General features: G+C 53.5%; 14 protein-coding genes and 1 pseudogene. 6 read left to right on the top strand and 9 right to left on the bottom strand.

The window, feature by feature from the left end; translation table 11 throughout:
* Positions 1-203: 203 nt before the first annotated feature.
* The 8 genes from ACILQA_RS07370 to ACILQA_RS07335 all read right to left on the bottom strand — a co-directional run bounded on the left by ACILQA_RS07370 (position 204) and on the right by ACILQA_RS07335 (position 5,256).
* Positions 204-518, bottom strand: a complete 315-nt coding sequence (locus ACILQA_RS07370) for a DUF1491 family protein (protein ID WP_395629106.1) — start codon at positions 516-518, stop codon at positions 204-206.
* Positions 519-541: 23 nt separating this feature from the next.
* Positions 542-1,009, bottom strand: coding sequence for a PTS sugar transporter subunit IIA (locus ACILQA_RS07365; protein ID WP_306064562.1), 468 nt, complete (start codon positions 1,007-1,009; stop codon positions 542-544).
* An 88-nt stretch (positions 1,010-1,097) separates the two neighbouring features.
* Entirely contained in the window at positions 1,098-1,673 is a 576-nt protein-coding gene (gene hpf / locus ACILQA_RS07360) for a ribosome hibernation-promoting factor, HPF/YfiA family (RefSeq protein WP_395629105.1), read from the bottom strand.
* A 15-nt stretch (positions 1,674-1,688) separates the two neighbouring features.
* A complete protein-coding gene (dnaQ, locus tag ACILQA_RS07355; protein ID WP_395629104.1) occupies positions 1,689-2,396 on the bottom strand; it encodes a DNA polymerase III subunit epsilon in 708 nt (235 codons plus the stop codon).
* Positions 2,397-2,427: 31 nt separating this feature from the next.
* Positions 2,428-3,027 carry a dephospho-CoA kinase gene (coaE, locus tag ACILQA_RS07350; protein WP_395629103.1) on the bottom strand — a complete coding sequence of 200 codons (600 nt, stop codon included), beginning with the start codon at positions 3,025-3,027 and terminating at the stop codon, positions 2,428-2,430.
* Complete coding sequence (gene aroE / locus ACILQA_RS07345) at positions 3,024-3,833, bottom strand: shikimate dehydrogenase (RefSeq protein WP_395629102.1); 810 nt, start codon at positions 3,831-3,833, stop codon at positions 3,024-3,026. Before aroE ends, coaE begins: the two co-directional genes overlap by 4 nt.
* The gene (locus tag ACILQA_RS07340; protein ID WP_395629101.1) at positions 3,830-4,426 is read right to left on the bottom strand and encodes a Maf family protein; all 597 of its coding nucleotides are present in this window, start codon (positions 4,424-4,426) and stop codon (positions 3,830-3,832) included. Before ACILQA_RS07340 ends, aroE begins: the two co-directional genes overlap by 4 nt.
* Positions 4,423-5,256: a pyruvate, water dikinase regulatory protein gene (locus ACILQA_RS07335; protein ID WP_324479796.1), complete on the bottom strand. Its 834-nt coding sequence runs from the start codon at positions 5,254-5,256 to the stop codon at positions 4,423-4,425. The genes ACILQA_RS07340 and ACILQA_RS07335 overlap by 4 nt, the downstream gene beginning before the upstream one ends.
* 302 nt (positions 5,257-5,558) lie before the next feature.
* Here ACILQA_RS07335 and hemE point away from each other — a divergent pair, with 302 nt between their 5' ends.
* The 4 genes from hemE to ACILQA_RS07315 all read left to right on the top strand — a co-directional run bounded on the left by hemE (position 5,559) and on the right by ACILQA_RS07315 (position 9,285).
* Positions 5,559-6,590 (top strand): uroporphyrinogen decarboxylase, encoded by a 1,032-nt coding sequence (hemE, locus tag ACILQA_RS07330; protein ID WP_395629100.1) that lies wholly within the window; start codon positions 5,559-5,561, stop codon positions 6,588-6,590.
* 21 nt (positions 6,591-6,611) lie between these two features.
* The gene (locus tag ACILQA_RS07325; RefSeq protein ID WP_395629108.1) at positions 6,612-7,052 is read left to right on the top strand and encodes a CopD family protein; all 441 of its coding nucleotides are present in this window, start codon (positions 6,612-6,614) and stop codon (positions 7,050-7,052) included.
* Positions 7,053-7,266: 214 nt separating this feature from the next.
* The gene (rho, locus tag ACILQA_RS07320; RefSeq protein ID WP_183942086.1) at positions 7,267-8,523 is read left to right on the top strand and encodes a transcription termination factor Rho; all 1,257 of its coding nucleotides are present in this window, start codon (positions 7,267-7,269) and stop codon (positions 8,521-8,523) included.
* An 18-nt stretch (positions 8,524-8,541) separates the two neighbouring features.
* Complete coding sequence (locus ACILQA_RS07315; protein WP_395629107.1) at positions 8,542-9,285, top strand: YjbE family putative metal transport protein; 744 nt, start codon at positions 8,542-8,544, stop codon at positions 9,283-9,285.
* A 35-nt stretch (positions 9,286-9,320) separates the two neighbouring features.
* Here ACILQA_RS07315 and ACILQA_RS07310 read toward each other — a convergent pair whose 3' ends face one another.
* Positions 9,321-10,031, bottom strand: a complete 711-nt coding sequence (locus ACILQA_RS07310; RefSeq protein ID WP_395629099.1) for a dienelactone hydrolase family protein — start codon at positions 10,029-10,031, stop codon at positions 9,321-9,323.
* A gap of 89 nt (positions 10,032-10,120) precedes the next feature.
* Here ACILQA_RS07310 and ACILQA_RS07305 point away from each other — a divergent pair, with 89 nt between their 5' ends.
* Together ACILQA_RS07305 and ACILQA_RS07300 are read left to right on the top strand one after the other, a co-directional pair.
* On the top strand, positions 10,121-10,381 hold the full coding sequence (locus tag ACILQA_RS07305; RefSeq protein ID WP_306064574.1) for a DUF6489 family protein: 261 nt from the start codon (positions 10,121-10,123) through the stop codon (positions 10,379-10,381).
* Between the two features lie 7 nt (positions 10,382-10,388).
* A pseudogene (locus tag ACILQA_RS07300) lies at positions 10,389-10,893 on the top strand (tRNA uridine-5-carboxymethylaminomethyl(34) synthesis GTPase MnmE); the annotation flags it as partial.

The following is a 10,893-nucleotide window of genomic DNA, read 5'->3' as shown; positions in this document are numbered from 1 at the left end:
GCCGCAACAGAAGCAGCCCGAAAAAATTTCAACATTAAACGTACAATAAAGCGGCAACAACAGCGGACGAAATGCTATATATATGTTTTTATTCGTCTTTTGTTGCGTCCGACTCGCGTGTTTGTCTGGTCACCCCAATTGCGATACCGTATGACAACCTTCGCTACTCGATGACCGCGCATTTATGATGCGCCGCAACAAAGTCAATTAAACGCAGCCAATAGTCCGTCCAACCGTGCAGCGGATGCGACATCCAGTTCAAAAACCCACAAATCTGGGTCGCGGGCGCAGCGTTTTTGCCAATAATTTTGGATGGCAGCATCACCTGTTTCCGCCAAATCAACGCTTTTCCAGGCGGTTTTGCCGTCCAATGACGGATATCGGTCATACAAACGCGGCTCTGCGCCGCGGATCTGCCCAATGAGCAGGATGGCACCTGATGTGGCGTCGCCCTTTTTTAAAACTGTCGCAAAACCGCCGTCAGCCTCTGCCAATCGCCGCATGGCAGAAATCTGCACATCCGTTGCAAGCCGCGGTTCAATCAAGCAGCGTCGCGCTCTTCAGAAAGGGTCAGAACGGCGAACATGGCCGCAGAGTCGGCTGCGCCACGCAACTGGGCACGGAATTTCTCGTCACGAAACAGGCGGGAGACTTCGGCCAATGCGCGTAAATGCGACGCTCCGTCTTGCGCAGGCGATATCAGCCCGCAGACAAGGTCTACGGGTTCATCGTCGACCGCATCATAGGGCACGGGCTTTGAAAGCCGCGCAAATACGGCAACAGGCATATCAATGCCCGACACCTTGCAATGGGGAATCGCGGTACCGCCACCAAAGCCCGTCGGGCCAAGTCGCTCACGCTCCACCATGCCTTCGAGCACCGCATGGGAATCGAGAAAATAATTTTCGGCTGCAATCACCGATAGGCGCGCAAGCAGGTCGGATTTGCCCGAACATACCATGTTAGCAGCAACGGCCCCTTCAACGAGCCTTGTAGAAAGTCTTATCATATTTCTTTCAAATGCGCCTGCTTCACCTAGCAGCACAATCCCTAAATATTTGAATTGGTAAAGAAAACTAAACGAATGTGACCGGTATTTATGGCGTGGATTTTGGTTCAACCCAACCGATCGTGCCGTCTTCGCGGCGGTAAACCATATTATGTCGTCCAGTTCCAGTGTTTTTGAATAACAATGCAGGCGTATTGCGCAAATCCATCAACATAACAGCATCCGACACTGTGGATTCAGGGATATCAGTCCGCATTTCGGCGACGATTACTGGTGCATCGGGCACCGCTGTCTCTAGATCGTCGTCACTGCCGTCAAAGACCGTATAGGCCGCTTCTTCCTGCGCCACCGCATAGGCCGTCTGGACATGGCGATCCTGCAGACGGCGCATATAACGACGCAATTGCTTTTCAATACGCTCGGCAGCGCGGTCAAAAGCGACATGCGCGTCCTGGGCCTCACCCCTGCCTTTCAGGACAAGGCCCTGCATCACATGCATCACAATGTCGCTGGTGAAGCCATCATGCGGCGCGCGTCCAAATGTCGCATGCGCAGATAAGGCTTTTGAGAAATATTTTTCAGCAATGGATCCAAGCCGTGTTTCCACATGGGTCTGGAGCGCTTCACCGGTGTCGACCTGATGTCCTGAAACCCTGATATCCAATGCCTGTCTCCTTTGTTAAAGCGATGACCCCGTCTGAAGCCAAAGCGCGTCTTTAATCTTCGCTACAAAATCCGAATGTCGCGCCAGTTCTTCTGTCGAAGCACTATGAGCGCGCGCGGGCCGGAAAATTTTCGTTGTCTGAACGCTGCTATCGTCGGTTTGATCGAAGCCTTTCTCCGAAATGCCATTATCGGCGAGGCCAAGACCAATCTGACGGCCACCGGTGAGTTCAATATATAATTGCGCAAGAAGTTCCGCGTCCAACAAAGCGCCATGTTTGACACGGTGGCTGCGGTCGATGCCGTAACGCGAACACAACGCATCCAGCGACAGCTTGGCGCCAGGGTTTTTCACACGGGCCAGCGCGACGGTATCCACCATGCGGTCCATCGAAACGGGGGCGCGTCCGCAATATTGCAGTTCATGGTTTAAAAAGCCGAAGTCGAAACTGGCATTATGCGCGACCAATGGGCTGTCACCCAGAAACGCGAGCAATTCGTCCGCTTTTTCCGCAAAAACGGGCTTATCCGACAAAAAGCGGTCGGAAAGCCCGTGCACTTGCTCAGCGGCAGCGGGCATTGGACGGAGTGGATTGAAATATGCGTGATAGTGATTGCCGGTCATGACCCGGCCGATCATTTCAATGCAGCCGATTTCGACCATGCGATCCCCGGTTGCGGGGTCAAATCCAGTCGTTTCGGTATCGAATATAATTTCACGCATTCTATGATGAGATGTGAGCCTCTTTGCAGCCTTATGCAAGACCCTCGCGCAGCTTTTTGACAAGTGCACGCACATCTTCGCGCGTCGCTGCAATATCCTGTCCAGTATCAATGACATAATCAGCGCGCGCGCGCTTGTCGGCATCCGGCATTTGCAGCTTTAATATCTGTTCGAATTTTTCGGGAACCATGCCGGGGCGCGCCAGCACACGCGCGCGTTGATCGGACGCGGGCGCAGATACCACCACCGTCACATCGACGCCGGCTTGTCCGCCCTTTTCAAACAATAAGGGTATATCGAACACAACCATGTCAGCGTCTTTGTGGCCCGCGAGAAACGCTTTACGGCGCTCGGCGACTGCAGGGTGAATAAGCAATTCAAGTTTCGCGAGCTGATCGCGATTGCCAAAAACCGCAGCGCCCAACGCCTTGCGGTCGACACCATCTGCATTGGTTGTTCCGGGAAAAGCAGCCTCAATCTCTGCGACAAGTTCGCCGCCTGCCCTTTGCATATCGTGCACAGCAGCATCGGCGTCAAAAACAGGAACGCCCTCATCAGCGAACATCGCCGCCACAGCCGATTTGCCCATGCCGATGGAGCCTGTGAGACCGATGATAAGTGGCTTATTCATTTCAACAGCAACGCGCGCAGTTCATCTTCGCTTTCTTCTGGTGGGGCAACACCGAAGAACAATTCAAAGGCAATGGCGGCCTGACCCACAAGCATTTCAAGCCCGTCGACCGTTTCCAAATCACGGGCGCGTGCAGCCTTTAGCAACGGCGTTTCAATGGGCGCATATACCAGATCATAGACCAACGCATGTTCGGGCAAAGGCGACAGGTCGATATCAAGTGCCTCTTGCCCGACCATGCCCAGCGGGCTTGCGTTCACGAGCAAGGCAGCATCGGGCAAACGTGCGTCAAATCCAATCACTTTGCCCTTCAGGCCAAAATGGGCCAGTAAGGCAGCAGCCTTCAACGCATTGCGTGCGACCAGAACAACTTCACCGACGTCCGCCTGCGCCAAAGCGAAAAGCACCGCACGTGCAGCGCCGCCGGCACCAATGACAATTGCGGTTTCGCCAACAATCGGCACATCTGCAATTGGGCCATAAAAGCCACCTGCGTCGGTGTTGGTTGCAACCAAAGCGCCCGATTCATTGCGAAACACGGTGTTGATGGCCCCAATAGACGCACGGACGTCCCCTGGGTCATTTACAAAATCCAGCGCCGCAATCTTGTGGGGTATGGTGATGTTGCATCCGCGCCAATTGGCATCGGCGGCGCGGGTCGCAAAATATTGCTCCAGATTTTCAGGCAACACCTCATGCGCCCGATATTCCCCCGATATGCCCAAAAGCCGCAGCCAATGGCCGTGAATCAGCGGTGATTTAGAATGTGAAATCGGGTGCCCGATAACTTCGGCATATATAGTCATGTCGGCAAAAGACCTCTCACCCGCAGATAGTCAAGAATGGGAAGCAAGGGCATGCCAATTATCGTGAATTGGCTGCCGCTTACGCTGGCAAATAGCTGCGCGCCTTCGGCTTCAATACGATAGCAGCCCACACAATGCCGTATTTCATCCCAATATGTATCGACATATTGGTCAATAAATGCGGCGCTGAGCGTGCGCATCGTCATCTGCGCGCTGTCGACAATCCGCCAGACAGGCTTGCCTTGTTCGCATATGACCGCAGCACTGATCAGTCTGTGCGAAGCGCCCGACAATGCCGCCAGATGTGCGCGTGCCTCGTCTTTATCTTCAGGCTTATCAAAGAGTTTTCCGTCGGCACTCAGCAATATTTGGTCACAGCCAAGCACCATCGCCGTCGGTTGTTTGCGTGATATTTTGAGCGCCTTGGCTTCGGCAAGTGCGTCCGCAATATCGCGCGGCTTTGCCCCCGATTGCATAAGCGCCGTTTTGATGCTGTCTTCATCAACCAGCGCAGGGCACGGTTCAACATCAACACCCGCAGCGCGCAACATTGCTATCCGCCCGGCGCTTTGTGACGCGAGGATGAGGGTCATGTTTTTGCAGCCTCGGCCAGTTCGCGTTCATTGAAGAGATTGATAATCGCAGCAGCACTTTCCTCAATCGAACGCCGCGTCACATCCAGCACCGGCCAACCATTATCAGCAAACATACGCCGCGCATGCGCGACTTCAGCCTTCACCTTTTCCTCATCAACATAATCGGTGTCGGGCGACTGATTCAAAGAAAGCAATCGGTTGCGCCGCACCTGAACCAACCGTTCAGCGCTGGTTACAAGGCCAATCACCATGGGGTGTTTCAACTGAAACAATATTGGTGGCGGCGGTGCTTCAGGGACGATGGGGATGTTGGCGGTCTTATATCCGCGGTTGGCCAGATAAATGCTCGTTGGGGTTTTGGATGTCCGTGACACGCCGGCAAGGACGATATCCGCCTCTTCCCAATTTTGCGCATTGATGCCGTCGTCATGGGCAATGGTAAATTGGATAGCATCGACGCGGGCAAAATAGGCCGCGTCCATTGCGTGCTGTCGGCCGGGGCGCGCCTTTGCCTCTTGCCCAAGCATATTCGACATGGCGTCGCTCACCGCATCAAGCGCTGCAACCGCTGGCAAACCCATCGCACGACATCGTGTTTCCAGCTTGCGCCGCGTGTCACGATTGACCAATGTGAACAGGACAAGCCCTGGGTTCGTCGCAACGTCGCGTAATATGCGGTCGAGATGGCTTTCCGAACGGACCATCGGCCAAAAATGCTTTACGACATTTTCAGCGCCATCAAACTGCGCCAATGCGGCCTTCGCAATGTTTTCAAGCGTCTCGCCTGTGGAGTCCGAAAGCAGATGAAGATGAAAACGTTGGCTCATGACTCACAGTCTTGTTGGTAGGCTGGGGATAAATCAAGGGACAAGTTTTCACCCACCCTATCTTCCCCACTATCGCCGAATAACCTCTCGATTCGGGCACAGCCTGTCCACAGGGGCAATTGCCTATCCACAGCCTGTGAATAATGGGGATGGAATTTGCGACTCCGTTGGATTGCGTTTGCCCTTGGACGTCAAGATGTTGGCAATATCCGCAAAAGCTTTTAAGGCCTGCGATATCAACAGCACATCATCTTTCATCATCCTTTATATAAATATATATTTTGATTGGATCTCTGCCGCTTATGTCAGCGCAAGCCTCGAAAAAACTGCTTAACGTCCTTAAGGGCAACCAAGAGGCAGTACCGCCTATTTGGCTCATGCGACAGGCAGGCCGTTATCTTCCAGAATATCGGGCTCTTCGTGCTGAAAAGGGCGGATTTCTGGCGCTTGCTTATGACAGCGATGCCGCGACGGAGATAACGCTGCAGCCAATCAAGCGCTTTGGTTTTGATGGCGCCATATTGTTCTCAGACATTCTCGTCATTCCGCACGCCATGGGTCAGGATCTGTGGTTCGAAACAGGCGAAGGTCCAAGGCTTGCACCGCGCTTGGCGGAATCACGGCTTGAAGACTTTGTGCCAGCATCTGAACGGCTCAATCCTGTTATCGACACGGTGCGTAAAGTATCGGCGGCATTGCCAGCGGAAACAACCTTCCTAGGCTTCGCTGGAAGCCCGTGGACGGTCGCTACTTACATGGTGCATGGTCAGGGTAGCAAAGACCAAGCAGAGGCCCGCAGAATGGCCCACGCAGAGCCGGAGCGTTTTGGTGATCTTATCGAAGCGATCATTTCAGCAACGGTCGATTATCTGGCCAATCAAATTGATGCCGGCGTTGATGCGGTTCAGTTGTTTGACAGCTGGGCAGGGTCTTTGTCGCCAGCACAGTTCCAAAAATGGGTCATCGCGCCAAATGCGGAAATCGTGCGTCGTTTAAAAGCGCGCAATCCGAATGCTGTCATCATTGGTTTCCCCAAAGGCGCGGGCGGTAAGCTTGCCGCTTATGCTGAGGGCACGGGCGTTGATGCATTGGGATTAGATGAAACGGTTGATCCACATTGGGCAAATCGAGAGCTGCCCAAAGGTCTCCCCGTGCAGGGCAATCTTGATCCACTCGCGCTGATTGCCGGCGGTCAGGTCTTGAAAGAGGCCGCTGACAATATTCTATCGGCGTTTGCCGATCGCCCCCATATCTTCAATCTCGGCCATGGTATTTTGCCCGATACGCCGATTGAAAATGTCGAAATGCTTCTTAAACTGGTCCGCAAGGGTTAACCCATAAAGGCCGTTTTCATGATGGAAACGCTATCTGTGCTGTATATCTGGTTAAAGTCTGCCCATATCATTTTTGTGATCTTCTGGATGGCGGGGCTGTTTATGCTGCCGCGCTTTTTCGTCTATCATCAGGAAAGTGCAGTAGGGTCTGAAGAGGCTGCCAAATGGGTGGACCGTGAGTCCAAGCTCATTAAAATCATCCTCAATCCATCGATCATCATAATGTGGGTTGTGGGATTATTTCTGGCTTGGAATATCGGTGCGATGACTGAAGGCTGGTTCCATGCCAAATTGCTCTTCGTGCTGGGTCTGTCCGGATATCATGGTTGGATTGTTGGTTATGCAAAGAAGCTCGCACGCGGTGAACGCAAGCTAATGGGCAAGCAATTACGCCTGTTGAACGAAGTGCCGGGCATTGCGGCTGCCATCATCGTTATATTGGTCGTGGCCAAGCCATTCTGACGATTACGCCGCGCGATTGTGCAGAACAGTTGACGGCGGATGCATCGCAGCCTATTTGTCCGTCCAAGCCCGTCCTGGGCGTGAGGCGCGAACGCAACAACAACCGCGCCACCAACTTTCAACATCTTGTCGGTTGTCTTTTTAAAAACCGGCTCTCAATCGGACAATTGTCCACCTGCAATCGGGGCCAATGGTCCATTCAACGGAATTACCTATGCATTTGAAAGAGCTGAAAAGCAAAAACCCCGCTGACCTCGTATCGATGGCTGAAGAGCTTGGTGTCGAGGGCGCGTCGACTTTGCGCAAACAGGATCTCATGTTTGCTATTCTGAAAGAGCTGGCCGAAGATGGCGAGCAGATCATGGGTCTGGGTACGATTGAGGTTCTGCCCGACAGCTTTGGTTTCTTGCGCTCGCCAGAAGCGAACTATCTTGCGGGTCCAGACGATATTTACGTATCGCCAAATATGGTCCGCCAATTTGGTCTACGCACCGGTGACACCGTTGAAGGTGAAATCCGCGCGCCGAAAGATGGCGAGCGTTATTTTGCGCTGACCAAGGTGATGAAGATCAACTTTGATGACCCGGACGCCGTCCGTCATCGCGTTAACTTCGATAACCTCACACCGCTATATCCAGATTCAAAACTGACTTTGGACTCGCTTGATCCAACGGTGAAGGACAAGTCCGCACGCGTTATCGATATTGTGAGCCCGCAAGGAAAGGGCCAGCGCGCGCTCATCGTTGCGCCGCCGCGTACGGGTAAAACCGTGTTGCTGCAGAATATTGCCCGCGCCATTACCGAAAACCATCCTGAAGTGTTCTTGATCGTTTTGTTGATCGATGAACGTCCAGAAGAAGTCACCGATATGCAGCGTTCGGTGAAGGGAGAGGTTGTGTCCTCCACCTTCGACGAACCCGCGACCCGTCACGTGCAAGTCGCTGAAATGGTTATCGAAAAGGCAAAGCGTCTGGTGGAGCATAAGCATGATGTTGTCATCTTGCTCGACTCGATCACGCGCCTTGGCCGTGCCTATAACACGGTCGTTCCATCATCGGGCAAGGTGTTGACCGGCGGTGTCGATGCGAACGCGTTGCAACGTCCAAAGCGCTTCTTTGGTGCGGCACGAAATATCGAGGAAGGTGGTTCCTTGTCCATCATCGCAACCGCGCTGATCGATACCGGCAGCCGCATGGATGAAGTCATCTTCGAAGAATTCAAGGGTACCGGCAACTCCGAAATCGTGCTCGATCGCAAGGTCGCGGATAAGCGTATCTTCCCAGCGCTTGATGTCGGCAAGTCCGGCACGCGTAAGGAAGAATTGCTGGTTGAGGAAGGCAAGCTCAAGAAAATGTGGGTCCTGCGCCGTATCCTTATGCAAATGGGCACCATCGACGCGATGGAATTCCTGCTCGATAAGATGAAGGATTCGAAGACCAACGAAGACTTCTTCGATTCCATGAATCAGTAAGCAATAGGCGACATCATGATGTTTGAATTTTTGATTGCGACCGCGTCATCGGCGATGTCATTTGGCGGCCCTGCCGAAATTTGGGGTCATATCGTCAATGATTTCTCCAATCTAAACACCACGAGCGCTTGGACCGCTTTGGGTTCAGTCATCTTGCTTGACCTTGTGCTTGCGGGTGACAATGCGATTGTTGTTGGCGCACTGGCCGCCGGTCTGCCTCCAGAACAGCGCAAAAAGGTCATTTTCATCGGGGTTATCGCTGCGCTGGTTTTGCGTGTGGTGTTTGCGTTGATGGTGAATTTGTTGATGGGTGTTATCGGCCTCATCTTCGTCGGCGGGTTGTTGCTGATCTGGGTTGCGTGGAAAATGTACCGCGACCTGCAACGCAGCGAAGCAACGGAATCGCCGGGCTCTCCTGAAATTTTAGGTGACGAAAATAGCGGGATTCCGGCTGCCAAAAGCTTTGCTGCGGCGGCATGGGCAGTTGCGGTTGCCGATGTATCGATGAGCCTCGACAATGTTCTGGCCGTAGCAGGCGCTGCCAAGGATCATCCGGGCATCATGATTGTTGGTCTGATCTTTGCGGTTGCGCTCATGGGTATCGCAGCGAATATCATCGCCCAATATATTGAACGCTATAAATGGATTGCATGGCTGGGCATGGCCGTGATCGTCTATGTTGCGCTCAAGATGATTTACGAAGGTTGGACCGACCCCGATTTGGGCGTTGGCAGCTACGTCATCGCGCTGATCAGCCGCTAATTTTTGAGGGCTATCTGACGATCGTCAGATAGCCCTCAATTTAGATGCTCTGCAAAAAACGCTGCCGTGCGGGAATCGGCAAGTGCCGCGCCAGCTTCGTTCCGGCGGTTGCCCATCTCGGCGGCAAAGCCGTGGTCGAGCCCTTCATAATCGTGCAAAGTCACCTTTGGGTGATTGTCCAGCCCAGCATGGATTGCCGCCTGCGCCTCTGGACCCACAAAATGGTCGGCAGTGGGGATATGCAGCATGAGTGGATGGGCAATTGCATGGTTTTCGCCAAGCATTTGATCAATCATGACGCCATAATAGCCAACCGATGCACTGATATCGGTGCGTGTCGCCGCCATATAGGCCAGTCGTCCACCCAGGCAGTAGCCGACACAGCCCACATTTTGAACGGGGGCATGGCCTGAAATGCCGCCCCGTATCGCGTGAATAGCAGCCTCAATGTCTTTTACACCGTCATCGGCATCATATTGGCCAAAATAACCGAACGCTTCTTGAAGCTGTGCTTCCACATCGGGATTAAGTTCGACGCCGGGCGCGAAACGCCAGAAAATGTCGGGTGCAATCGCCAGATATCCGTCATTAGCCAAATGATCGCATTTTTGGCGAATGCCCGCATTTACGCCGAAAATTTCGGGTATGACGATGATAGCCGCTTTCGCTGCGCCAACCGGAGCGGCGAGATACGCCGGAAACAAGGCATCTTCGTTCAATGCCGGAATCTTTATCATGTCGCCCATATCTTGCTCCTGTGCGGACATTCTCCGCAATTGCGTGATTCGATGTTGTCTTTATAGTATGTCATACCATCAAGAGGAGAGTCCCGGCCATGAAGATGAACATAGAGATCGATTGTTCGCCAGAAGAGGCCCGTGCGCTTTTGGGTTTGCCCGATGTGACCAAGGCCAATGAGGCCTATGTTGAAAAGGTCACGAACCTGATGAACGGCGCCGGTGGCATCGACCAGCTTCAGGAACTTGGCAAGCAAATCGCGCCAATGGGGCAAATGGGATTGCAGCTGTTTCAACAACTGATCGAAACAGGTGCAAAAGCCGCCATGTCGGGCGTGAGCAGCAAAGACAAAAAATAGAGCTTTGATGTCCGCCACCGATACTATTTTTGCACTGTCCAGCGGTGCGCCGCCGGCTGCCATAGCGATTATCCGCATCAGCGGCCCTGCGGCGTTTGATGTGGTGCACGGGCTTGCGGGCCGGACACCAAAGCCGCGGCGTCCATCGCTGGCTATATTACGGGCGCCAGACAGTGGAGAGACACTCGACCAAGCGCTTGTCCTGCTCTTTCCAGGTCCCGATAGTGCCACGGGCGAGGATCTTGCTGAGCTTCATATTCATGGTGGACGCGCCGTCGTTCGCGCTGTCGAAAAAGCCATATCGCAGTTTCCCGATGTGCGCGCGGCAGAGGCAGGGGAATTTACGCGCAGAGCTTATGCCAATGGCCGGTTGGATCTAAACGAAGCCGAGGGTCTTGCTGATTTGTTATCGGCAGAGACCGAGTGGCAGCGCAAATCCGCGACATTGATGTTTGGCGGTAGTTTTAGCGCAGCGATCGAAGCATGGCGGCAAGAGGTTCTCCAACTGTCGG

It is taken from the genome of Sphingorhabdus sp. (assembly GCF_044239005.1).
GTDB lineage: Bacteria > Pseudomonadota > Alphaproteobacteria > Sphingomonadales > Sphingomonadaceae > Sphingorhabdus_B.
Note: the sequence above shows the minus strand (reverse complement) of the source record. Positions and strands in the feature narration are given on the sequence as shown.